Below are 21,111 nucleotides of genomic sequence, written 5' to 3'. Positions count from 1 at the left end.
CCGGACCGCGTTCGCGGTCACGAACTGCGTCGTGCCTTGACGCGCCGCTTGAGGGCCCGGCGTTCGGTCTCGTTCGTGCCGCCCCACACCCCGAGCGTCTGGTCGGTCTCCATGGCCCATTCGAGGCACGCCTCTTGCACGGGGCAGCGCCTGCAGACCGTCTTCGCCTGTTCTTCCTGCATCAGTGCCGGGCCCGAGGTTCCGATCGGGAAGAAGAGGTCCGGGTCCTCGCGGCGGCACGCGGCGTGCTGTCGCCAGTCGTCCATCGAAGTCACCTGTGATCTCTCGTCTGTGATGTTCCGGATGGTTGCTCCTGTTCGGGTCACCGGCGAGGCGTAGGTGAAACAGGGCGCGCCCGGAAAGCCGTTCACTGTTCCCGCAGCCCCCACGGCGAGCCGTACTCCGTGAGCAGGTCGAGGAAGGGGCGGGCCGGGAACGCCTCGGGCCCGAGGACGCCCGCCCCCGACCAGGCGCCCGTGGCGAGCAGTTCGAGGGCGACCACCGGGTTGACCGCCGTCTGCCACACCACGGCCTGACTGCCGTACTCGGCCATCGACCACTGGTTGTCGACCACGTGGTACAGGTACACCTCGCGGGGCGCCCCGTCCTTGACGCCGCGCACCCAGGTGCCCGCGCAGGTCTTGCCGTGCATGAGCCCGCCCAGCGTCGCCGGGTCGGGCAGGCAGGCCGCCACCACGTCCCGGGGCGAGACCTGAACCGGTCCCTGCGCGCTCGGCACGGTCACCGGCGCGGTGCGGTCCAGTCCCAGGCGGTGCAGGGTCTTCAGCGTCTCGACGAACTCCGCGCCCAGGCCGTACTTGAAGGTGACCCGGTCCGCCTTCACCCAGCGCGGCACGAGCAGCACCTCCTCGTGCTCCACGTTGACGCACTCGACCGGTCCGATGCCCTCGGGGAAGTCGAACACCTCGGGCTCGCTGAAGGGCGCGGTGGTGAACCAGCCGCGGTCGGCCTCGTAGACGACCGGCGGGTTCAGGCACTCCTCGATCGTGGTCCAGATGCTGAAGGACGGAGCGAAGTCGTAGCCCTCGACGGTGAGGTTCGCGCCGTCGCGGACGCCGATCTCCTCGATCTCGTCGAAGAGCTCGTCGGCCGCGTACCGGGCGAAGACGTCCGAGAGGCCCGGCTCGACGCCCATGCCGACCAGCGCCAGTGCGCCGGCGGCGGCCCAGTCGTCGGCCTCGGCGAACTGCGCGTCGCCGAGCTTGACGCCGCACTCCTCGTGCGGGCGCTCCGGGTGCGGGCGGGACAGCGACATCGCCATGTCGACATAGGTGGCGCCGGCGGTGCGCGCCGCGCCGAACAGCGGCATCACGAACCGCGGGTCCGTGGCGTTCAGCAGGACGTCGCAGCGGTGGCGCGCGAGCAGGGCGGCCACGGCCGCCTCGTCGGCGGCGTCGATCCGCTCGGCGAGGAACCGCTCGTCGCCGTCGAGAGCGGCGACGGCGGCCGCGGCGCGGGCGGGGTCGTAGTCGGCGACGACCATCGCCTCGAAGAACGGACGGCGGGCGGCGATGCGGGTGACGGCGGTGCCCACACCGCCGGCGCCTACGAGCAGGACACGCATGAGAAGAACTCCCTCGGCTGAACCTGAGAAGGACGTGTGCGAAGCGGGGCCCGGCGCCGATACAACGCCCGGGGCTCACGTAAGGTCAATGGCGTTGGCATAAGGATGGGCCCGGAGACCGGGAGCAGGACGGCGACAGGCCGCAGACAGGCCGGAGGGAGCGTGCGGGACGTATGGCCAAGCAGGTCGTGCCCGAGGAGAGACGGCGCAGACGCCGGCCCACCCGCAGCGGCGCCGTGCTGTCCGAGCGGCTGATCGTCGAGGCCGCCCTGCGGCTGCTGCGCGAGCACGGCAGCGCCGGACTCACCGCCCGTCGCCTGGGCCTCGCCCTCGACTGCGACCCCAGCACGCTCTACCGCTACTTCCGGGGCATGGACGACCTCACGCTGGCCATCGGCGACGCACTCATCGGCGAGGCGCTGCGCGGCTGGCGGCCGACGGGGGAGTGGCGGGCCGACCTGCACGCCGTCGGCCTGCGCATCCACGCCGCCTACGTCGCCCACCCGCAGGCCGCCCAGCTCACCACGAGCCGGGTGACCGGCCGGCCGAGCGAACTCGCCGCCGACGAGGCCGTGCTGGACGTGCTGCGCACGGCCGGCTTCCCGCTGCCGGAGACCGTGCGGATCTATCACGCCTTCATCGACCAGACCCTGGCCTTCGCCGCCCTGGACGCCGCGGCCCTGGCGCTGCCGCCGGCCGCGCAGCGCGCCGACGACGCCATGTGGCGCTCGACCTACGCCCGGCTGCCCGCCGAGACCCACCCCCGGATCGCCGAGGCGGCCGCGTTGCTGTCGACCCGCATGGTGACGAGCGCGTACCCGACGGCACTGGAGATGCTGCTGGACAGCGCGCAGACCCGGCTGGCCGCCCTCCGCGCGAACCGGCCCGCCGCCCCCTGAGAGCCCGCCGGCCGTCCCCGATGCGGTCGGCCTCTCCTGCACTGCCGTCGCTGCCGCTGCCGCTGCCGTCGCTGTCGTCGTCGGCTAGTGCTGTGGTGCGTCCCGGCGGGGAGGGTGCAGGGCCTCGGTCGCCGTCGCCGCCACGGCGTCCGCGACCGCGGCCAGCGCGGGCGAGTCGAGCCGCCACTGCTGCCAGTACAGGGGGACGTCGAGGGGACGTCGGGGGGCGAGGGAGAGCAGTCGGCCCGCCCGCAGCGGCGCTTCGGCCTGCGCCTCGGGGATCATGCCCCAGCCCAGGCCCGCGACGACCGAGGTCACGAAGCCCTCCGAGGTCGGCACGGCGTGGCGCAGGGTGCTCGCGCCGCCCGCCCCGCGCCGCAGACCGCGCACGAAGGCGTCCTGGAGGTCGTCGCTGCGGTCCAGCGTCATCACGGGCGCCCGGGGGAGGGTCTCGCGCAGCGGGCCGTCGTCGAGATGGCGGGCCGCGAACTCCGGGCTGGCGGCCGCCAGATAGCGCATCGTGCCCAGCGCGCGGACGGAGCAGCCGGTCACCGCGTCGGGCGACGAGGTCACCGCGGCCATCACCAGCCCCTCGCGCAGCAGCTCAGCCGTACGGGTCTCGTCCTCGCGGTGCAGTTCGAAACACAGCTGCGGCTCCGGCGGCAACCGGGACAGGGCGGGCAGGAACCAGGTGGCGAGGGAGTCGGCGTTGACCGCGACGGTCACCCGGGTGGGCTCGCCCTGTGCGCTCATGCCCAGCTCGGTCCGCGTGTCGCGCTCCAGCCGGGCCAGCTGCCGGGCGAACCGCACAACGATCTCCCCGGACTCCGTCGCCCGCACCGGCTTGGTGCGCAGCAGCAGTACGCGGCCCGTGCGCTGCTCCAGGGCCTTCACCCGCTGGCTGACCGCCGACGGCGTCACGTGCAGCGCGGCCGCGGCCGCGTCGAAGGTGCCCTCGTCCACCACGGCGAGCAGCGTCCGCACCTGGTCGAGGGGCAGGTCCGTCATCACGTCGTCATCACGAGCGCTAATGATACGTAAGAATCTTTAGCTGTACGCGCGGTGATCGCTTCCCTAGCGTGGACGGCATGTCCCACGCTCTCGCCGCCGCGACCGCCGGGTTCGGCACCGGTCTCTCGCTCATCGTCGCCATCGGCGCCCAGAACGCCTTCGTCCTGCGCCAGGGGATCCGGAGGGAGGCCGTCCTCGCCGTCGTCGGGATCTGCGCCCTCTCGGACGCCCTGCTCATCGCGCTGGGGGTGGGCGGAGTGGGAGCGCTGGTGACGGCCTGGCCGGGCGCGCTGACCGCGGTCGCCTGGATCGGCGGCCTGTTCCTCGTCGGCTACGGGGCGCTGGCGGCCCGGCGGGTGTTCCGGCCCTCGGGCGGGCTGGCGGCCGCGGGCGACCCGGTGGGCTCCCGGCGGCGTGCCGTCCTCACCTGCCTGGCGATGACCTGGCTCAACCCGCACGTCTACCTCGACACCGTCTTCCTGCTCGGTTCCGTCGCCGCCGACCGCGGCCCGCTGCGCTGGACGTTCGGCCTCGGGGCCGCGCTCGCCAGCGTGTGCTGGTTCGCCGCCCTGGGCTTCGGGGCGCGGCTGCTCAGCCGTTTCCTGTCCCGGCCCTCGGCCTGGCGCGTCCTGGACGGCCTGGTCGCCGCCACGATGATCGTCCTCGGCGTGACGCTCGTCGCGGGGGCCTGATCCGCGCGCAGCCCGGCCGGGGCGGCTCACGCCGGTCGGTCGAGACGGCTCCGCGCCGGTCGGTCGAGACGGCTCCGCGTCGGCCGGCCGAGGCGGGGGAAGCGCGGGCGTCGGACGAACGACGCCGTCCGGGCAATGAGATCGTCCGTCCAAAGTGCGGCAGAACCCCGCCAGGTGCTGGGATAGTGGCCCCCGACCAGAAAGATGTATCGAGCAACCAGGATTCGCGTGGACACGAGCGAGAGCAGCACCGCACCCGAGGCCGAGGAGGCCGACCCGAGCCCGCGGGACCGTCCCCGGCGCGGCTGGCGCCGCTGGGCGATGGACACGCGCCCGCTGCGCCGGCCGGCCTACCGGCGGCTGTGGTCCTCCACCGTCGTCACGGCGGTGGGCAGTCAGCTCACCGCCGTCGCCGTGCCCAAGCAGATCTACGACATCACCGGCTCCTCCGCCTGGGTCGGCTACGCGAGCCTCGCCGGACTGGCGCCGATGGTGCTGTTCGCGCTGTGGGGCGGCGCGGTCGCCGACACCGTCGACCGGCGCAAGCTGCTGCTGGTCACCAACAGCGGCATCGCCGTGACGTCGGTGCTGTTCTGGCTCCAGGCGGCGGCGGGCCTCGACTCCGTGGCCGTGCTGATGGTGCTGCTCGCCGCCCAGCAGGCCTTCTTCGGTCTGAACGCGCCGGCTCGCAACGCCTCCATCGCCCGGCTGGTCCCCGCCGACGAACTGGCCGCCGCCAACGCCCTCGGCTCGACCGTCATGCAGACCGGGCTGGTCGCGGGCCCGCTGCTCGCCGGCGCCCTGATTCCCGTCGTCGGCCTCCCGGAGCTGTACCTCCTCGACGCCGTCGCGCTCTGCGTGACCCTGTGGGCGGTGGTCCGCCTGCCCGCGCTGCCGCCGACGGCGACCGCGACGGTCCGGCGCGCGGGGATCCGGGAGATCGCGGAGGGATTCCGCTACATAGCCCTGCACAAGGTGCTGCTGCTGTCCTTCCTCGCCGACGTCATCGCGATGGTCTTCGGCATGCCGCGCGCCCTGTTCCCGCAGCTCGCCGCCGAGACCTACGCCCCCTACGGCGAGGGGCTCGCCCTCGGCCTGCTGTTCGCGGCGATCCCCGTCGGCGCGGTGGCGGGCGGGCTGCTGTCCGGCACGTTCTCCCGTGCGCGTCGGCACGGCTGGATGGTCATCGGCGCGGTGGTCGCGTGGGGCGCGGCGATCGCCGGCTTCGGGCTGAGCGGCAGCCTGTGGCTCGCCGTGCTGTTCCTGGCCTGTGCCGGCGTCGCCGACATGGTCTCCATGGTCTTCCGCGGGGCGATCCTGCTGTCGGCGGCCACCGACGAGATGCGCGGGCGCATGCAGGGCGTGTTCACGGTGGTGGTGGCGGGCGGCCCGCGCCTGGCCGACGTGCTGCACGGCACGGCGGGCGCCGCCTTCGGGCCCCGCGCGGCCGTGACGGGAGGCGGACTGCTGGTGGTCGCGGCGATGCTGGGCCTGGCGGCCGCGCTGCCCGCACTGCGCCGGTACCGCATCTGATCCAGCTCCCGGGCTCCCGGGCTTCCGGGCCATGGGGCGGGTCGCGTACGGGGTGCGGTGGACCCCGTCGCCGTCTGCCCCCCACGGCCTTTGTCGGCGCGTGCCGCTACAGCACTCCGCGCCGGTGCGTCCCGTACTGCTCCATGAGCTTGCCGCGGGTCATCTCCAGCCGGTGCGCGAGGATCTCGGCCACGAGCCGCACCAGCGTCATGCCGAGCGCCGGGTCTTCCTCGCACAGCTTGAGCACCGGCTGCGCCTCGAACTCGTAGGCGCGCACGGGGCTGAACGCCTCCGCGCCGAAGTCCCACCGGTACGGCGGGAACAGCCACGACCATCCCAACAGGTCGCCGGACCCCAGGCCGGCCACGGTCACCCGGCGCAGCGACGTCACCTGCTGGACGAGCGAGACGGCGCCGGAGCGAATGATCCAGAAGCGGTCGGCCGTGCCTCCCGCCTCGAAGATCCGGGCGTCCTCGGGGAAGGAGACCTCGCGGGCGAGGGCCATCAGGCGCTGGCGCTGAGGCGGGGGGAGGGCGGTCAGCAGCTTGGTCGCTCTGGTCATGGCGCGAGCCTCTCGCCGACGATCGTCTGGGGGGGGGCGTGTCTGGGGTGCCTGTCTGAGGGTGCTTGCCTCTTCCATTTCAGCCGTTCGGGACGCCGGGGGCACCTCGGCGGACGGGGTTTTCCGGCTGAGGGCAGAGAAAAGCCCTGGCTGGACGGGGGAAGCCAGCCAGGGCGGTACGAGCGCGTGGGGTGCGGAGGAGAAGTGCGTCGACTCCGACCACCACGTGTGTATGAACGGTAAACCATTCGAAGGGTTTTGGCACACCAAAAACCCGGTTGCGTGACCTGTTTCACCTCATCTGCCGTCCGGGCGGCCTCACTTGGCGTAGTCCGGGCGGCGGCCTCGTCGACGCCGTCCGGTCAGCGGCCCTCGGCCGGCCGGCCCGGGGTGACGATCTCGTCCAGCACCCTGAGCACGGCCTCGTAGGCGATTCCCCGGGTGCGGGCGTCACGCGCCCCGTCCGCGTCGGCGTCCGCGAGATCCGCGCCCCGGGCCCGCCAGGCCCGCACTTCCTCCTGTGCGCAGGTCCTGGCCCGCTGGATGCGGCGCAGCAGTTCGTCAGAGTCCACGACATCCATCATGTACGTCGTCTACCCCGGCCGAGGCGGACGATTGCGCCCCGCCCGAGAGGTTTGGCGGCGGGCGGGGCGGCCAGCCGGAGAGGAGAGGAACGTGCGGCGCGGGCCGACGGGGCGTGGCCGCCGCTGCGGCGCCCGGACGGCCCGGCGCGAGCGCACCGGCGCCCGCCCCGCCGAGGCCGTGGCCCGAGGGGCGACGCGCCGGCCGCCGCGAGAACAGCGGCTCGGCGGAATCGCCTGCACGACCACTCACGCATCGACCGTCGATCACGACCGTCGATCATCGACCGTCCGCCACCGAGACTCGGCAACTGCCAGGGGAGCGAAAGGGATGCTGACGAACGACTCCACCGACTTCGTGGACACGCCGGACGACCCCTTCCGGTGCGGGGAGCACGAGCGGCGCCGACCCGCCGACGTCCGCAACGCCGTACGGCGGGCTGTGGCCGCCCGATGCGGGGCCACCGGATGCCCCTACGACGAAGAAGGCCTCTCCGACGCGCTGCTCGTCGCCTCGGAGCTCTCCACCAACGCCATCCTTCACGGGGGCGGCATGACGGGATTCGACGTCGACCTGGAGGGCCGGGCCGTGAGGGTCTCCGTCAGCGATCGCAGCGACCGGCCGCCCGTCGCCGTCGACCCGTACGACGAACGGGGACGGCAGCGCGCGGGGGGCCGCGGCTGGCCGATCGTCTGCCGGCTGGCCCGCGACGTCCGGGTGGCCGGTCTTCCCTCCGGCGGCAAGCGCGTCACGGCCGTCGTGCCCGTGTTCTGACCCGCGTGCCGGTCCTCTCCGGGCACGGCTCGGAGATTCCGCGACGGGTTTCGGGCAGGCGGAGTTTGCGCCCCCGGGGGGAGGGCAGACGGAGGTTCGTGCTTCGGACCGGAGGCGCGCCGTCGGGAGCGGTATGTCCGCCCCGGGGCGCCCCGTGCGCCCCGGGTGGCAGGAGCCCTCTCGTCGTCTGTCCCTGAAATGACCGTTCAGGAGCGAATCCGCATGCCTATCGACATGTCGACAAGCCGTCACGACGTCACGGCTTCCACCCCTGCTCAGCCCAGTGCCCGGCCCACCGCGCAGACCACTGCCCAACTGCGCCGCACCCACGACGACGCGCCCGACACGGCGAGCCGCTTCGCCCGGCTCGTCGCGCTGCAGGACGGGCCGGAACGGGATGCCCTGCGCGACGAGATCGTCACCGCCTGGCTGCCCATGGCCCACCGCATCGCGGGCCGGTTCCGCGACCGCGGCGAGGCGACCGAGGACCTGCGCCAGGTGGCGGCCCTCGGCCTGGTCAAGGCCGTCGACCGCTTCGACCCCGAGCGCGGCGCCTTCGAGAGCTACGCCGTGCCCACCGTCACCGGCGAGATCAAGCGTCACTTCCGCGACCGCATGTGGGCGCTGCGCGTGCCCCGCCGGGTGCAGGAGCTGCGCAACAAGGTGCGCGTCGCACGGCGGGAGCTGGCCCAGGCCCCCGGCGCCCCCGAGCCCTCGGCCGCCGACCTCGCCGCGCACACCGGCCTCACCGAGGACGAGGTCGCGGCAGGCCTGGAGGCCCTGGAGAGCTTCAGCACGCTCTCGCTGGACGCCGAGATCCCGGCCGGCGACGACGGCTACAGCCTCGCCGACACCATGGGCGCCGCCGACTCCTCCTTCGACACCGTGGTGGACCGCGAGTCCGCCAAGGAGGGTCTGCGGCGGCTGCCGGAACGCGAACGCGCCATCCTCTACATGCGTTTCTTCGAGGACATGACGCAGAGCAGGATCGCCGACCGGCTGGGCATCTCCCAGATGCACGTCTCGCGCCTCATCAACCGCAGCTGTGAGCGGGTGCGTCAGGAGGCGCTGCGTTGACACCGCAGGACGCCCCTTCCTTCACCGCCGGGTCCCGAACGAAGAACGGAGAGAAGCGACCCATGCTGATGCCCCACCCCGCCGTCCTGCGCAAACTCGTCGACGAGTACCAGGGGGTGAGGGAGTCCGGTGCAGGCGAGCACCATCCGCAGGCCCGCGACCTCGCCTACACCCTGTGCGTGTCCACCGGGACCCGGGACGTGCGACACGCTCTGGAGACGGCGCGCCAGTGGCTCGACGCGGCCGCGGCCGCCGACGCCGCCGGGCGCCACACCGACGACGGCCCGCGCGTGTACGCCTGAGCGGCGCCCGGGACGGGCATTGCGGGCCTGAGCGGCCGGGACGGGCAGGCGCACCACGGCGATCGCCGGGATGCGCCTGCCCGTCCGCGTGTCCGGCCTCCGGGCGCCTGCTCGTCCGCGCCTCGGGCGCGGCTCGGACGGGCCCGGTGCCGGCGCGCCCGCCCGTCGCCGACCGGCGGGTGTGCACGGCCCGAGCGGGGGCATGCGGATCCCGCGAAGTTCGGGGAGGATTCCGGGAGGTCGGGATGAACACGAGTGCGTGGGCGCGCAACGGGCGGGCCGAGGCGGAGCGGGCGGCGCGGGGGTCGCTGACCAAGGGGGCGGCCCGGGCCGGGCTCGCCGCGCGAGGCGTGATCTATCTGCTGGTGGGCGTGATCGCCCTGCAGATCGCGTTCGGCGAGAGCGGTCAGGAGGCCGACCGCCGCGGCACCCTCGCCGAGATCGCGCAGAAGCCCTTCGGCGCCGTGCTGCTGTGGGCGCTGGGCGTGGGGCTGGTCGGCATGGCGGTGTGGCGGCTGTCCGAGGCCGCCTTCGGCGGGGTCGGCGCCGACGGGCGCAGCGCCAGGAAGCGGCTGACGGCGCTCGCCCGGTGCGCCTTCTACTCCTTCGTCGCCTACTCCGTGCTGGAGTTCGCCGCCGGTTCGGGCGACGGGGGCGGTTCCAGCGACGAACAGTCCCGCGACGTCACCGCCCGGGTGCTCGACCTCCCCGCCGGCCAGTGGCTCGTCGGCGCGGCCGGCGTCGGGATCGTCGTCGCCGGCCTGTGGATCGGGGCCCGCGCCGTCATGCGCTCCTACCGCAAGCAGATGCGGCTGGGGGAGATGTCCCCGGGCGTGCGGCGCATGGTGGACGTCACCGGAGTGGGCGGCGGTGCGGCCCGCGGGCTGGTGTTCGCGGCCGCCGGGGCGTTCGCCGTCCGGGCCGCCGTGGACTACCGGCCCGACAAGGCCAAGGGGCTCGACGACACCCTGCGTTCGTTCGCCGGCGCCCCGGCGGGGCCGGCCCTGCTGGCCTGCGTCGCCGCAGGGCTCGTCCTCTTCGGGCTCTTCTCCTTCTCGATGGCTCGCTGGCGCAAGGTCTGACGACCGTCCGCGGGGGAACACGGACCAAATGAACGAAGCAGAGTTCCCGCGCGACGGACGGCCCGTGGACATGTATCTCGACCTGCTGCGCGTCCGCATGGACAGCGACGACTACCAGCTCCTGCTGGAGGTCGTCGCCCCGGCGCTGCGCGCCCTCGACGGACAGCAACCCGAGCGTCTCGACTTCGCCCTCGACCCACAGGAGACCGAGGACCTGCCGCAGGAGGTCCGCGACGAGGCCGCGCTGGTCATCGCCACCGCGGTCACCGGCCGGCTGGACAACCAGCTGGTGGAGATCCAGGTGGACGGCACCGGCCCGGTCCGGGTGGTCACCGACGCGGTCACCGCGTCCGACCCGTCCCGGCTCGCCGAGATCGCCGGCTGCATACAGCAGCGTCAGAAGGACACCGAGGCCCTGCGGGGCATCGCGGCGGCCAGCGGCATGTCCACCGACTTCTGAGCCCGGCCGGGCGCTCCGTGCAGCTCGCGGAGGGCCCGGCCGCGTCCGGCCCGCTTCCGCCCGCTCTCACTTCGGCGCCGCCACCGGCGTCCCGAGCGGACGGGCGAGGCCCACCACCGCCTCGTCCAGGCGCTGGAGATGCCGCAGCACGCGGTCGGTCACCCGGCCGTAGCGCGGCGTCCCCGGCACGCCCGGCTTCAGCAGCGCGGCGACGCTCGGCCCGGCCAGCACCTCCGCCGTGCTCCGCTCGTCCGCGACGCGCGCGTCGAGCGCCCCGAGGTTGTGCAGGATGCGCGCACCGGCACGGCGCAGCCGCGGGTCCGCCGCGATCGACGGATGGGTGGGCAGCAGTTCCGCTGTGGCCGCCAGGGACCGCGCGTGGTAGGCGCAGGTCTCCAGCAGCGCGACGACGTAGCGGGCGGTGTCCCGCCGCGACCGCAGCGGGGTGACCGGGTGCGTCAGGGGCTGGGTGGCGGCCCGCAGATCGGCCAACGCCTGGTCCAGGTCCCGGGCGCGCTCCAGCAGATCCGCCGGGGGAGCGCCGCTCAGCTGTTCCACGGCCGCCTCGGTGACCTCGCCCAGCCGCTCGAGCACGGTCGTCAGCAGCTCGTTGGTCCGCCGGTCCGTGCGCACCGGCAGCACCAGCGCCGCCGCGACGATCCCGCAGGCCGCCCCCAGCGCCGTCTCCTCCACCCGCAGCACCAGCACGGACAGGCTGTAGGTGTGCAGCAGCGTGTACAGCACACCCAGCGCGGCGGTCACGAAGAACGACATCAGCGTGTACGACAGCGGCGCCGTGTAGAACATCGCGAACACGCACAGCAGCACGACCGCGAACGCCGTCCAGGTGTGATGGCCGACCAGGCCCGCCAGCGCGATGCCCGCCACCACCCCGAGCACGGTGCCCAGCAGTCGCCGGTAGCCCTTGACCAGGATCTCCCCGGTGGAGGACGTGTTCATGAACACGATCCAGCAGGTCAGCACCGCCCAGTACCAGCGGTGCGAGGAGAGCAGCTCGCCGCCGAGGATCGCCAGCGAGGACCCGACGGCGACCTGCACGGCGGCCCGGGTGGTGGGCCTGCGCAGTCCGGTGGCGTCGTCCGCGGGGGCCTCGTCGTCCTCGGCGCCGCCGATCGCCGCGTCCTCGGCGTCCAGCTCCTCGCGGGAGCGGGCCGTCTCGGGGCTGTCGGCGGACTCGTCCTGCGGCCCGTCGAGCGCGACCCGCAGGCCCAGCACCGCCCGCGCGGTCTCGCCGACGCCCCGGAAGACGTCCTGCACGGGGGGCGGCGCCTGCGGCAGGTTCTCCTCGTCCCGGTAGCCGAGCAGCCGGTTGCGCACCTGGGAGAGCGCGGCGCCCGACCCGGCCTCGACGGGATGCCGTACCAGCAGCCGCAGGGCCCGCAGATCATGGCGGAGGGTGTCGAGAGCCTCGTCCCGCACCGGCAGCCGGGTGGCCTCGGGGAGCGGCGCGCCGGGCAGGTGCAGGGTCAGGGTGTCGGCCCGCTCGGCGCTGCGGGCGGTGAGCAGGAGCAGCCCCAGCCGCTCGGCGGCGATCTCGGCGTCGGCGATCCGGCGTTGCACCAGGCGGGCGACCGTCTCGTCGGACGTGCCCTCCACCAGCCGGCCCTGGATCATCATGGCCGTCTCGTGCAGCCGTGCGGTGCCCTCGCGCACCTGGCCGAGAGCCTTCTCCGCGTCGTCCTGACCGGCGTCGAGCAGATCCAGCTGAGCGTCCAGCAGCTGGGCGAGCCGCGCCCGGAAGGCCTGCCGCAGCCGTTCCAGGATGCCGGACGAGGTCTGCGGCACGAGCAGGAACCGGACCGTCGCGCTGCAGGCGAAGGCCACCGCGATGACCTCCTGGTAGCCCGGCAGGGACGAGGTCCCGACGCCGACGAACAGCGCCATGAAGTAGACCTGGAAGGCGATCAGCCCGAGCGCGGTCCCCCGGTCGCCGAACCGGCGGCCGTAGACGGCGCAGAAGATCAGGGCGACGAAGAAGAAGTCGCCGGCCGCCGGCCGGGAGCTGAGCAGCGCCGCCAGCGACACGGAGGCGAGCGCCACGGGCAGGCCCAGCGCCAGGGTGACGGCCTGCGGGCCGCGCTGCTTCTCCCGGACGGCGAAAGTGGCGACCATCGAGGCGATGGCGCCCGCCACCAGATGCGCGACGTCCGCGCCCAGCAGGGAGAGCACGGCCAGCGTGAGGGCGATCGCGCCGACCGTGCGCAGTCCCGCCGCCAGACGCAGCAGCCCGGGATCGGACGCGGCGACCCGATCCCGCCACCGCGCGCCGAGCGACCGTGCCGCTGCCCTCACGCCGTCGTACTCTCCTGCCGTCTCTCCTGCCGTGCGGATGTCAGGCGCTGTCCGGGGCCGCCCCCTCGACCTGCGCCCGTACCTGTTCGGGCGTCAGATAACTGTCGGTGTACTCGAAGTCCTTCAGTTTCGCGGTACGGCGTGCCTGGAAGCCGGTGCGCACGAAATCGTCGCCCGCGATCGCGTTGAGCGTCCAGTTGGTCAGGACCCGCGCCTTGGCGACGCCGGTGCGCAGCGCCGACCAGTGGTAGCCGCGCGCCACGGCCTGCGCGGGCAGCCCACGCAGTTGGATGCCGAGCGGCTTGGAGACGGCGTCGGCGCCGCCGAGGTCGACGACCAGACCGAGGTCCTTGTGCTCGTAAGGCCGCATCGGCCGGCCCCGCAGGGTGGCGATGACGTTGTCGGCGACCACCTTGCCCTGCCGCATCGCGTGCTGCGCGGTGGGCGGGCAGACCGCGCCGTCCTCGCCCTTGGCCAGGTCGGGCACGGCGGCGGCGTCCCCCAGCGCGAACACCCCGTCGTTCCCGGGCAGGTTCATCTCGGCCCCGACCACGAGCCGCCCGCGCTGGGTCTTTGCGCCGAGCGTCGCGATCAGCGGGCTCGCCACGACGCCCGCCGTCCAGATGAGTGTCCGGGTCGGGATCACCCTGCCGTCGGTGAAGGTGACCTCCTCCGGGCCCGCCTTGGCGATCGACACGCCCAGCGAGATGTCGATGCCGCGCTTGCGCAGGACCTCCTGGGCGCTGCGGCCCAGCTTGTCGCCGAGTTCCGGCATCAGCTTCGGCGCGATGTCGATGAGATGCCACTTGATCAGGCTCGGGTCCAGCCGTGGATAGCGTTTGACCGCGTTGTGGGTGAGCAGTTGCAGACAGGCGGCCGTCTCGGTGCCGGCGTAGCCGCCGCCGACGACCACGAACTGCAGGCGTGAGGCCCGCTCGGCGGGGTCGTTGCTGGCGTCGGCGAGATCGAGCTGGGTGATGACGTGGTCGCGGATGTACGCCGCCTCCGCGAGGGTCTTCATGCCGAACGCGTGGTCGGTGAGCCCCGGGATGTCGAAGGTGCGGGTGACGCTGCCGGGCGCCAGCACGATGTAGTCGTACGGCTCGTTCACGATCTCGTCCGTGATGGTCCGGATGACGCAGACCTTCGAGGCGAGGTCCACGCCGATGGCGCCGCCGGGGATGATGCGGGTGCGGTACTTCCTGCTCCGGCGCAGCGACACGGCGATCGACTGGGGCGTCAGCACACCCGAGGCGACCTGCGGCAGCAGGGGCAGATAGAGCTGGTAGGCGAACGGCGTCACCAGGGTGACGTCGGCTTCCGCAGCGGACAGTGCGCGTTCCAGTCGCCGAACGCACCCCACCCCCGCGAAGCCCGCGCCCACCACCAGGATCCTGGGTCGTGTCACGATGTCCATCCCTTTCTGCGGCTCCGGGCGGCCTGCTCCGACGTCATGCGCGTGCCCCGCCCCAAGCCGTTCGCACCTTATCGATACCACCGCGCCCGGGCCGGTTCCGCCAGCCGGGCGAGGCATGCAGACGAACGTTTCTCCTGAGGCCAGCGTCGTACCCCCCGATGGGCCTGTGTACGCCCCGGTCCTTCGGGTAGGCCGACGTACATGACAAATCCGGTGGTCCGACAGCAGTGACAGCGGGGCACGCGGACGGCTCCGACGACGGACGGTGGACGCACCACCGCGGGAGGCAGGCGCGGCAGGTCGCCGACGCCGTGGAGAGCCTGGTGGCCTGCTGGCTCGCCGCGGCGGAGGAGACCTCGCCCCGGCTGCCCGCCCGGCAGCTGCACGCCCTGCGCACGGTCCGGGGCCGCCCGGAGCTGAACCTGACGGCCCTGGCCGAGCATCTCGGCGTCGGTCTGCCCACCGCGAGCCGCCTCTGCGACCGGCTGGAGGCCGCGGGGCTCCTCGAGCGGACCGTGCAGCCGCACAGCCGGCGCGAGGTGCAGCTCGTGCTGACCGCCTACGGCCACCGCGTCCTCGCGGACGTGGCCGAGCGCAGGATCCGGAGGCTCACCTCGGTGTTCGAGGCCATGACGCCGGCCCAGCGGACCGCTCTCGAGCACGGACTGTTCGCCTTCCACCAGGCCCGCACGGCGACGGGACCTTCGGCGTCGGGCCGGGATCCGGCCGGCCCGGACGACTGACCGCCCCGCTCAGGCCCCGCCGCGAACGTCGCCGGCCCGGCTGCCGACCCGGCCGGCGGTGCGGTCGCCCGCCCCGCCGTCGGCCCGTTCGCCCGCCCGGCCGTGGACATGGCCGTCGATGCGGCTGTCGATGTGGCACAGCAGCAGGCAGACGTCGTCGTCGCGTTCGGAGTCGCTCAGCATCGGTTCCAGGATGCGCTCGGCCGCGCCGTCCAGGTCCGCGTCCAGCTCCTCGGCACGGAACCCGCCGAGCGCCGCCGCCAGCCGGTCGATCCCCGGGTCTATGCCCTGCGCCCGCCGCTCCACCAGGCCGTCGGTGTAGAGCGCCAGCGTGGAGCCGGGCTCCAGCGGCGCCGTGTGGTCGGCGATCTCCTGGTGCAACGGGATGCCGAGCATCGCACCCGGCTTGGCGTCCAGCGTGCGCACCCGGCCGTCCGGGCCGCGCAGCACGGGCGGCGGATGACCCGCGGCCGCCCACGTCAGCACGGGTTCGCCGGGCCGGAAGCGGGCGATCACGGCGGTCGCGTACAGGTCGGGCTGGAGGTGGTGCAGAAAGGTGTGCAGCCGGGTCAGCAGCTCGCCCGGGCTGCCCCCGTCCACGGCGTAGGCGCGCAGCGCGGTGCGCAGCTGGCTCATCATCACCGCCGCGTGCAGCCCGTGCCCGGTCACGTCGCCGATGACGGTGATCAGGCTGCCGTCGGGCTGCCGGAACGCGTCGTACCAGTCGCCGCCGATGTTCAGGCCGTACGTGGCCGGCAGATAGCGGGCCGCCAGCCGCAGCCCCGACGGGGCGGGCAGCTCCGTCAGCAGGGCGCGCTGGAGCGTCTCGGCGATGTCCCGGTTGTGCTCGAAGCGGCGGGCGTTGTCGAGCGCGCCGCCCGCCCGCCGGGTGAGCTCCACGAGCATCACGGCGTCGTCGGGGTCCCAGCGGTCGCCCGGCGGGGTCAGGGTCAGCACGCCCAGCGGCGCCCGGCGCGTCGGCAGCGGCACGCACAGCAGGGGCCGGGCCGGAAGCAGCGCCGACGCGGGCTGGTCGTCCACCCCGGGCAGACCGCCGGGACGGGCGGCCGCGTACTGGGGCCTTCCGGTGCGGGCCGCGATCACCGCGGCCGCGGGGCGCGGAGCGGACGCCCCCCGCTCGTCCTCGGCGTCGAACAGCCATACGTCGACCGTGCGGGCGTACTCGGGCACCAGCAGCTCGGGCAGCCGGCGCACGATCTCCTCGTGGTTGAGGGAGGCCGTGAGCGCGGCGCTGGCGTCGGCCAGGAACGTCAGCCTGCGGCGGGCGCTCTCCGCCTCGCGGCGGGCGGCGCGTTCCGCCGCGAAGGCCTCACGCTGGGCCCGCCCGGCGGCGTCCAGATCGGCGTGCAGCGCCAGGACGCCCTGGTTGGTCTGGTGCAGCTCCTCCCGGTGGAACGCGACGAGCTCCTCCTGCTCGGCGAGCCGGTCCAGCACGAGCGCGGTGTCCTCGTCCGCGCCGAGCAGCGCCTCCGACAAGACGGTGGCGTCGCCCGCCACCGGATCGGCGACGGGGGCCGCGGCCGGCTCCGGGCAGGGCACGGCGTACCGCCACGGCGGTTCGTCGCCGGCGGGGGAGGCGGCGACCTCGACGTCGAGCTGCCCCCCGGCCCCGGTCAGCTCGAGCGACCAGACTCCGCCCTTGGTCAGACACCCGCGCAGCCGCGCGCTGAGCGCGGCCGACAGCCGGGTGCGGTCCAGCGGCGCGACGCCGTACGCGGCCGCCACCCGGGCGACGGCGATACGCGCGCGTGCCGCGTCCTCGACGGAGCCGATCCGCCAGCTGCGCCTCATGAACGGTCCGGCGGGCCAGGCGACAGCACGGCGACGGCGGTGTCGTCCCGTACGGGTCGGGCGGAACTGCCGGCGTCGCGCACCGTGACGGCGGCCGTGAGCGCGGGGTCCGCGGACAGCAGACGGGGGTCGGCGGGCGGCGTCCAGCGACTGGGCAGTCCGTCGCTGTGCAGCACGAGCAGCCGGTCCGCGGCCCACTCGGCCGCCGTCTCCGGAATGGTGGCGGGCCGGTGCACGCCGACTATGCCCGGCCGGGAGAGCAGATGCCGCCAGGAGTCGCCCTCGCGCAGTCGCGCCCCGATGTTGCCGATGCCGGCGAAGAGCAGCCGCCCGGCGCGCAGATCGAGCCGGGCCACTCCGACCGCCGCGCCCCGTGTGCCGCGCAGCGCGCCGTCCAGGCGGCGCAGCAGCTCGGCCGGCGCGAGACGGGCGCTGCGCCGCACCTCCTCCACCGCCGCGGTCGAGGCGCGGGCCGCCTCGGGGCCGTGTCCCAGACCGTCGGCCAGCATCAGCGTCAGCAGGTCGCCGTCCCGCACGCAGGTCCAGGCGTCCCCGGAGCACTCGCCGCCCCGGAAGGGCACGTTGATCCCGCCGGCCCGCACGGCGGCGGGGGAGTGCGAGGGCGCGCCCGGCCCGGCGGCGGCGCCGGCCGGGTCCCGGCGGCCGGAAGAGGCGCCCGCGCCGCCGATGCGGGCCAGTGCGACCGTCCCGCGGCCGGGGACGCTGTGCAGGTCGAAGTCGTCCGACAGCCGTCGGCAGGTGCCGAGCCCCGCCCCCAGCGAGCCCGCGGTGGAGAACCCGTCGCCGAGCGCGGCGGGAACGTCGGACATGCCCGGTCCGTGGTCGACGGCGACGATCTGCACCATGCGGGCCTCGGCACGCCCGACCGGCGCGGCGACCGCCTCCACGAGCAGCTGCCCGCCCCGCGCGTGCTTGAGCAGGTTGGTCGCCAGCTCGGTGGCGACCAGCGCCGCGTCGGCGGTGCGCTGCCCGTCCAGACCCGCCAGCGCCGCCGCGCCCTCCGCGGCCACCCGGGCGTCGCGCACCCGCGTCGAGTCGTGCACCGGTACGTCCCACACGCGCGTCATCCGGGCTGCTCCTCACGCGGCCGGGGCGGGCGCACCGCCCAGGACGTCACGGTGACCGTGGTGCCGGCCCCGGGCGCGCTGTCGATGGCGAAGTCGTGCACCAGCCGGCGCGCACCGCCGAGGCCCATCCCCAGACCCTCGCCCGAGGTGAAGCCGTCGCTGAGGGCCTGCTCCAGGTCGGCGATGCCCGGTCCGCCGTCGGTGAACGTCAGCCGCAGCCCGCGCGCGGCCCGTCCGTCCGACGCCTCCCGGGCCTCCATCTCGCCGCCGCCGCCGTAGACCAGCGTGTTGCGGGCCAGTTCGCTGGCCGCGGTGACCAGCTTGGTCTGCTCCACCAGGCCGAAGCCGAGCGCAGCCGCCGCCTGGCGCACGTGCTGCCGCACCCACACCAGATCCAGGTCCGAGCGGATCGGCAGGCGGGCGCCGACGCCCGCGGACGTCTCGCTCACCGAGGCTCCCGGCGTGGTTCGTCCGACGACGTCGCGAGCAGTGCCATGGCGGCCTCGGTGTTCAGCGCCGTGCGCAGCCCCGGCAGCGTCAGCCCCAGTTCCACCAGCGTGATCGCCACCGCGGGACGCATGCCCGCCACCACGGTCCGGGCGGCCAGCAGCCGTGCGCTCGCGGCGATCTCGGCCAGCACCCGCCCCAGGAAGGAGTCGACGATCTCCACGCCGGAGACGTCGATGACCACACCGGTCACCCGGCTGCGGACGATCGACTCCGCGACGTCCTGCTGGAGCCGCTCCGCCGCGCCGTCGTGCAGGTCGCCCTGAAGGGTGATCAGCAGGACGTCGCCGAGCCGCAGCACCGGCACATGGGCGGTGCCCGCGCGCGAGAGGTCGTGGTTCACCGGGGACCCGCACCGCCGGACGCCGTGGGCACGATGCCGGCGCCCAGCCGGTCGAGGGCGTACGCCAGGGCGTCGGCGAGGCTCGACCGGGTGACCACGGGCAGGTCCAGGCCGAGGTGCACGATCGTCTGCGCGATGGCGGGCCGGATGCCCGAGACGACGCACTCCGCGCCCATCAGCCGCACGGCGGCGACGGTCTTCATCAGGTGCTGCGCGACCAGCGAGTCGACGGTCGGCACCCCGGTGATGTCCAGGATCGCGAACCGTGCCTGCTGGTCGACGACCGACTCCAGCAGCGTCTCCATCACGACCTGGCTGCGCGCGCTGTCGAGCGTCCCGATCAGCGGCACGGCGACGATGCCGTCCCACAGCCGGATGACCGGCGTGGCGACCTCCAGCAGCTGCAGCTGCTGCCGGTCGATGAGGGCCTGACCCTCGGTCAGCGAGGTCTCCATGACCACCAGCCGCAGGGTGCCCATCAGCGCCGTCAGGGTCGTCGCGCATTCCCTGAGGTGCTCGGCGGGCGCCTCCGGCAGGTCGGCGACCAGGAGGTTCACCACGGGCGTGCGCAGGGCGTCCACCTCGTGGGAGATCTGCGCGGTGCTGAGACCGGCGCGCGCCCGGGCGGCCGCCATCCTGGCCAACTGCTCGCGCACCGCCGTGAACCCGGCGCCGTCGGTGTCCTCCACCCGCCCGGAGCGGGCGACGTCGGCGAGCGCGTCGACGACGCCCCGGCCCGCCTCCACCGCCTCGTCCCGCGAGATCGTGAACACGACGCGGAACAGGGGCTCGTCGGCCCAGCGCTGGGCGATCTGCTCGCGGCGACGGCTCAGGAACGCCCCCACCTCCTCCACGGGCGCCGCCCGTTCGGCCGGCTGCTCCGCCGCCGTCTCGTCTTCCGGCATCTCTTTCACTCCTCGTCCGCGTCGTGCCGCTGCGGTCCCGGCGGTGGCGACGGGACCGTGCCCCGCCCCTCGCCGGGCGACGGCTGTGAGCCGGGGCGGCCGGACGGCGACGGGGACGGCTGCCCGAACCAGTCGAGACACACGACCAGCGCGTCGTCGTCCGGCTCGGGTCTGCCCCGGTGGCCGGTCAGCGCCCGCAGCACCGCGCCCGGCACGTCCGCCGCCGGCAGCAGGGCCGCCGACGCCACCGCGCGGGCGAGCGCGTGCTCGCCGTACGCCTCGCCGCCCGGCGCGACGACCGCGTGCACCCCGTCGCTGACGAACAGCAGCCGGTCGCCGGGCAGCAGGGCGAGCTCCTGGGCCACGTAGTCGGTCTCCTCGAACATGCCCAACGGGAGCTGCGCTTCCAGGTCCACCCGGCTCAGCGTCCGGTCGCGCACCAGCAGCAGGTGCGGCGAGCCCGCGTCGACGACCCGCATGCGCCCGGTGGACAGCTCGATGTCCACCAGGAGCACCGACAGGTGGGCGTCGCCCCCGTAGTGCGCGTGGATCGCCTGGTCCGCCAGGGCCGCCTGGTCGGCGATCGGGACGCCGGCCCGGCGCGCGTTGCGCAGGGCGTTGATGCCGAGGCTGGTCAGCAGCGACGCCTCGATGCCCTCGCCCATCCCGTCGGTGACGCACACCGTCAGATGGTCGTCGTCGGCCGCCCAGTCGAAGTTGTCGCCGAACACGGCGTAGGCGGGCTGCAGTTGGGCGCCCAGCGCGTACTCGTCCCGGGCGCAGGACCGGGCCGGGAGCAGCTGCCACTGGATCTCGGCCGCCAGCGTCAGCCGGTCCGTGCGGCGCGCACACCGGTACGTGTCGGTGTCGCGCTCTGCGACGAGGATCTCGTGGCCCAGCAGCTGAGCCACCTCGGCGAGCTCGGTGAGCCGCTCCCGGGCGTGCGTCCCGGGCAGCGTCACCGACAGGACGCCCAGCCGGTCGCCGCGCACGGTCACGGGCAGGTGCGCGAGGACGAGCCCGTCGCCGAGCTCCTCGACATGCGGCTCCTGGGCGCCGAAGGCGCGGCCGGGCGCGCTGCCGTGCACGGCGGCCGGCGCCGGGACGCCCGTGCCCCGCGCGCCGCCGGGCGGCACGGGCAGCAGCACCGTCAGCCCGTAGTCGGCCAGCCGGAGTTCGACGTCCTGCGCCGTGTAGTGGAGGCGCAGCACCTCGCGCAGCACGTCGGGCAGTCGGTGCGGTGCCGCGGAACGCAGGGCGCGTCCCGCGGCGACGAGTCTGTTCACGCGGCCGTTCCCGTCGTCGTCCCGCGTCGGACGCGGGCTGACAGTCGCCTCGATCCCTGCGAGAGTGTCACCGTGATGTCCTCCTCCTCGCGTCCGCAGCCCGACCAGGTGGCGCGTGTGACCTCACAGGCGTCCGAG

At 74.3% G+C, this 21,111-nt stretch carries 22 protein-coding genes; 9 read left to right on the top strand and 13 right to left on the bottom strand.

All coding sequences use genetic code 11. The features are described from left to right. Positions 1–17 precede the first annotated feature (17 nt). Positions 18–266: a WhiB family transcriptional regulator gene (locus ABT300_RS14155; RefSeq protein WP_351674798.1), complete on the bottom strand. Its 249-nt coding sequence runs from the start codon at positions 264–266 to the stop codon at positions 18–20. Positions 267–367: 101 nt separating this feature from the next. Further along, positions 368–1,585, bottom strand: a complete 1,218-nt coding sequence (locus ABT300_RS14150) for a saccharopine dehydrogenase family protein (protein WP_351674797.1) — start codon at positions 1,583–1,585, stop codon at positions 368–370. A 173-nt stretch (positions 1,586–1,758) separates the two neighbouring features. Between ABT300_RS14150 and ABT300_RS14145 the strand changes: the two genes are divergently transcribed. Further along, positions 1,759–2,484: a TetR/AcrR family transcriptional regulator gene (locus ABT300_RS14145; protein WP_351674795.1), complete on the top strand. Its 726-nt coding sequence runs from the start codon at positions 1,759–1,761 to the stop codon at positions 2,482–2,484. An 84-nt stretch (positions 2,485–2,568) separates the two neighbouring features. On the opposite strand, the gene ABT300_RS14140 is transcribed toward ABT300_RS14145, so the two are convergent. Then, positions 2,569–3,492 (bottom strand): LysR family transcriptional regulator ArgP, encoded by a 924-nt coding sequence (locus ABT300_RS14140; RefSeq protein ID WP_351674793.1) that lies wholly within the window; start codon positions 3,490–3,492, stop codon positions 2,569–2,571. Positions 3,493–3,572: 80 nt separating this feature from the next. On the opposite strand from ABT300_RS14140, the gene ABT300_RS14135 reads away from it, so the two are divergent. After that, positions 3,573–4,187, top strand: coding sequence for a LysE/ArgO family amino acid transporter (locus tag ABT300_RS14135; RefSeq protein WP_351674791.1), 615 nt, complete (start codon positions 3,573–3,575; stop codon positions 4,185–4,187). A 228-nt stretch (positions 4,188–4,415) separates the two neighbouring features. Beyond that, entirely contained in the window at positions 4,416–5,720 is a 1,305-nt protein-coding gene (locus ABT300_RS14130) for an MFS transporter (protein ID WP_351674790.1), read from the top strand. A 106-nt stretch (positions 5,721–5,826) separates the two neighbouring features. Here the strand turns inward: ABT300_RS14130 and ABT300_RS14125 are convergent, their stop codons facing one another. Together ABT300_RS14125 and ABT300_RS14120 are read right to left on the bottom strand one after the other, a co-directional pair. Further along, positions 5,827–6,282 (bottom strand): cyclic nucleotide-binding domain-containing protein, encoded by a 456-nt coding sequence (locus ABT300_RS14125; RefSeq protein WP_351674788.1) that lies wholly within the window; start codon positions 6,280–6,282, stop codon positions 5,827–5,829. 362 nt (positions 6,283–6,644) lie between these two features. Then, the gene (locus ABT300_RS14120) at positions 6,645–6,866 is read right to left on the bottom strand and encodes a hypothetical protein (RefSeq protein ID WP_351674786.1); all 222 of its coding nucleotides are present in this window, start codon (positions 6,864–6,866) and stop codon (positions 6,645–6,647) included. A 328-nt stretch (positions 6,867–7,194) separates the two neighbouring features. Here ABT300_RS14120 and ABT300_RS14115 point away from each other — a divergent pair, with 328 nt between their 5' ends. The 5 genes from ABT300_RS14115 to ABT300_RS14095 all read left to right on the top strand — a co-directional run bounded on the left by ABT300_RS14115 (position 7,195) and on the right by ABT300_RS14095 (position 10,559). Then, positions 7,195–7,638 (top strand): ATP-binding protein, encoded by a 444-nt coding sequence (locus ABT300_RS14115; protein WP_351674784.1) that lies wholly within the window; start codon positions 7,195–7,197, stop codon positions 7,636–7,638. Positions 7,639–7,860: 222 nt separating this feature from the next. After that, positions 7,861–8,715, top strand: a complete 855-nt coding sequence (locus tag ABT300_RS14110; protein WP_351674783.1) for a SigB/SigF/SigG family RNA polymerase sigma factor — start codon at positions 7,861–7,863, stop codon at positions 8,713–8,715. Positions 8,716–8,777: 62 nt separating this feature from the next. Beyond that, positions 8,778–9,017 carry a DUF5133 domain-containing protein gene (locus tag ABT300_RS14105; protein ID WP_351674781.1) on the top strand — a complete coding sequence of 80 codons (240 nt, stop codon included), beginning with the start codon at positions 8,778–8,780 and terminating at the stop codon, positions 9,015–9,017. Positions 9,018–9,262: 245 nt separating this feature from the next. Then, the gene (locus tag ABT300_RS14100) at positions 9,263–10,099 is read left to right on the top strand and encodes a DUF1206 domain-containing protein (RefSeq protein ID WP_351674779.1); all 837 of its coding nucleotides are present in this window, start codon (positions 9,263–9,265) and stop codon (positions 10,097–10,099) included. Between the two features lie 28 nt (positions 10,100–10,127). Beyond that, the gene (locus tag ABT300_RS14095) at positions 10,128–10,559 is read left to right on the top strand and encodes a hypothetical protein (RefSeq protein WP_351674777.1); all 432 of its coding nucleotides are present in this window, start codon (positions 10,128–10,130) and stop codon (positions 10,557–10,559) included. A 66-nt stretch (positions 10,560–10,625) separates the two neighbouring features. On the opposite strand, the gene ABT300_RS14090 is transcribed toward ABT300_RS14095, so the two are convergent. Next, entirely contained in the window at positions 10,626–12,872 is a 2,247-nt protein-coding gene (locus ABT300_RS14090; RefSeq protein WP_351674776.1) for an FUSC family protein, read from the bottom strand. 40 nt (positions 12,873–12,912) lie between these two features. Further along, entirely contained in the window at positions 12,913–14,289 is a 1,377-nt protein-coding gene (locus ABT300_RS14085) for an NAD(P)/FAD-dependent oxidoreductase (RefSeq protein ID WP_351674774.1), read from the bottom strand. Between the two features lie 227 nt (positions 14,290–14,516). Here ABT300_RS14085 and ABT300_RS14080 point away from each other — a divergent pair, with 227 nt between their 5' ends. Continuing rightward, positions 14,517–15,032: a MarR family winged helix-turn-helix transcriptional regulator gene (locus tag ABT300_RS14080; RefSeq protein WP_351674772.1), complete on the top strand. Its 516-nt coding sequence runs from the start codon at positions 14,517–14,519 to the stop codon at positions 15,030–15,032. A 9-nt stretch (positions 15,033–15,041) separates the two neighbouring features. On the opposite strand, the gene ABT300_RS14075 is transcribed toward ABT300_RS14080, so the two are convergent. The 6 genes from ABT300_RS14075 to ABT300_RS14050 are packed head-to-tail and all read right to left on the bottom strand — an operon-like array spanning position 15,042 to position 20,973. Next, entirely contained in the window at positions 15,042–16,844 is a 1,803-nt protein-coding gene (locus tag ABT300_RS14075) for a PP2C family protein-serine/threonine phosphatase (RefSeq protein ID WP_351674771.1), read from the bottom strand. Then, positions 16,841–17,932, bottom strand: coding sequence for a SpoIIE family protein phosphatase (locus tag ABT300_RS14070; protein WP_351674769.1), 1,092 nt, complete (start codon positions 17,930–17,932; stop codon positions 16,841–16,843). The genes ABT300_RS14075 and ABT300_RS14070 overlap by 4 nt, the downstream gene beginning before the upstream one ends. Beyond that, entirely contained in the window at positions 17,929–18,381 is a 453-nt protein-coding gene (locus ABT300_RS14065) for an anti-sigma regulatory factor (protein WP_351674768.1), read from the bottom strand. The genes ABT300_RS14070 and ABT300_RS14065 overlap by 4 nt, the downstream gene beginning before the upstream one ends. After that, positions 18,378–18,782 carry an STAS domain-containing protein gene (locus ABT300_RS14060; RefSeq protein WP_351674767.1) on the bottom strand — a complete coding sequence of 135 codons (405 nt, stop codon included), beginning with the start codon at positions 18,780–18,782 and terminating at the stop codon, positions 18,378–18,380. Before ABT300_RS14060 ends, ABT300_RS14065 begins: the two co-directional genes overlap by 4 nt. Further along, a complete protein-coding gene (locus ABT300_RS14055; protein ID WP_351674765.1) occupies positions 18,779–19,687 on the bottom strand; it encodes an STAS domain-containing protein in 909 nt (302 codons plus the stop codon). The genes ABT300_RS14060 and ABT300_RS14055 overlap by 4 nt, the downstream gene beginning before the upstream one ends. Before the next feature lie 5 nt (positions 19,688–19,692). Beyond that, positions 19,693–20,973 carry a PP2C family protein-serine/threonine phosphatase gene (locus ABT300_RS14050; protein WP_351674764.1) on the bottom strand — a complete coding sequence of 427 codons (1,281 nt, stop codon included), beginning with the start codon at positions 20,971–20,973 and terminating at the stop codon, positions 19,693–19,695. Positions 20,974–21,111: the final 138 nt, after the last annotated feature.

Source organism: Streptomyces sp. NPDC001027 (assembly GCF_040299045.1).
GTDB lineage: Bacteria > Actinomycetota > Actinomycetes > Streptomycetales > Streptomycetaceae > Streptomyces.
The sequence above is the reverse complement of the archived record's forward strand: the minus strand, read 5'-3'. Positions and strand labels throughout refer to the sequence as shown.

Coding starts and splice junctions, on each gene's coding strand:
- ABT300_RS14140 (WP_351674793.1), bottom strand. CDS start 3,492: ATGACGGACCTGCCCCTCGACCAGGTGCGGACGCTGCTCGCCGTGGTG.
- ABT300_RS14120 (WP_351674786.1), bottom strand. CDS start 6,866: ATGATGGATGTCGTGGACTCTGACGAACTGCTGCGCCGCATCCAGCGG.
- ABT300_RS14070 (WP_351674769.1), bottom strand. CDS start 17,932: ATGACGCGCGTGTGGGACGTACCGGTGCACGACTCGACGCGGGTGCGC.
- ABT300_RS14075 (WP_351674771.1), bottom strand. CDS start 16,844: ATGAGGCGCAGCTGGCGGATCGGCTCCGTCGAGGACGCGGCACGCGCG.
- ABT300_RS14155 (WP_351674798.1), bottom strand. CDS start 266: ATGGACGACTGGCGACAGCACGCCGCGTGCCGCCGCGAGGACCCGGAC.
- ABT300_RS14095 (WP_351674777.1), top strand. CDS start 10,128: ATGAACGAAGCAGAGTTCCCGCGCGACGGACGGCCCGTGGACATGTAT.
- ABT300_RS14105 (WP_351674781.1), top strand. CDS start 8,778: ATGCTGATGCCCCACCCCGCCGTCCTGCGCAAACTCGTCGACGAGTAC.
- ABT300_RS14125 (WP_351674788.1), bottom strand. CDS start 6,282: ATGACCAGAGCGACCAAGCTGCTGACCGCCCTCCCCCCGCCTCAGCGC.
- ABT300_RS14100 (WP_351674779.1), top strand. CDS start 9,263: ATGAACACGAGTGCGTGGGCGCGCAACGGGCGGGCCGAGGCGGAGCGG.
- ABT300_RS14085 (WP_351674774.1), bottom strand. CDS start 14,289: ATGGACATCGTGACACGACCCAGGATCCTGGTGGTGGGCGCGGGCTTC.
- ABT300_RS14145 (WP_351674795.1), top strand. CDS start 1,759: ATGGCCAAGCAGGTCGTGCCCGAGGAGAGACGGCGCAGACGCCGGCCC.
- ABT300_RS14115 (WP_351674784.1), top strand. CDS start 7,195: ATGCTGACGAACGACTCCACCGACTTCGTGGACACGCCGGACGACCCC.
- ABT300_RS14110 (WP_351674783.1), top strand. CDS start 7,861: ATGCCTATCGACATGTCGACAAGCCGTCACGACGTCACGGCTTCCACC.
- ABT300_RS14150 (WP_351674797.1), bottom strand. CDS start 1,585: ATGCGTGTCCTGCTCGTAGGCGCCGGCGGTGTGGGCACCGCCGTCACC.
- ABT300_RS14135 (WP_351674791.1), top strand. CDS start 3,573: ATGTCCCACGCTCTCGCCGCCGCGACCGCCGGGTTCGGCACCGGTCTC.
- ABT300_RS14055 (WP_351674765.1), bottom strand. CDS start 19,687: ATGCCGGAAGACGAGACGGCGGCGGAGCAGCCGGCCGAACGGGCGGCG.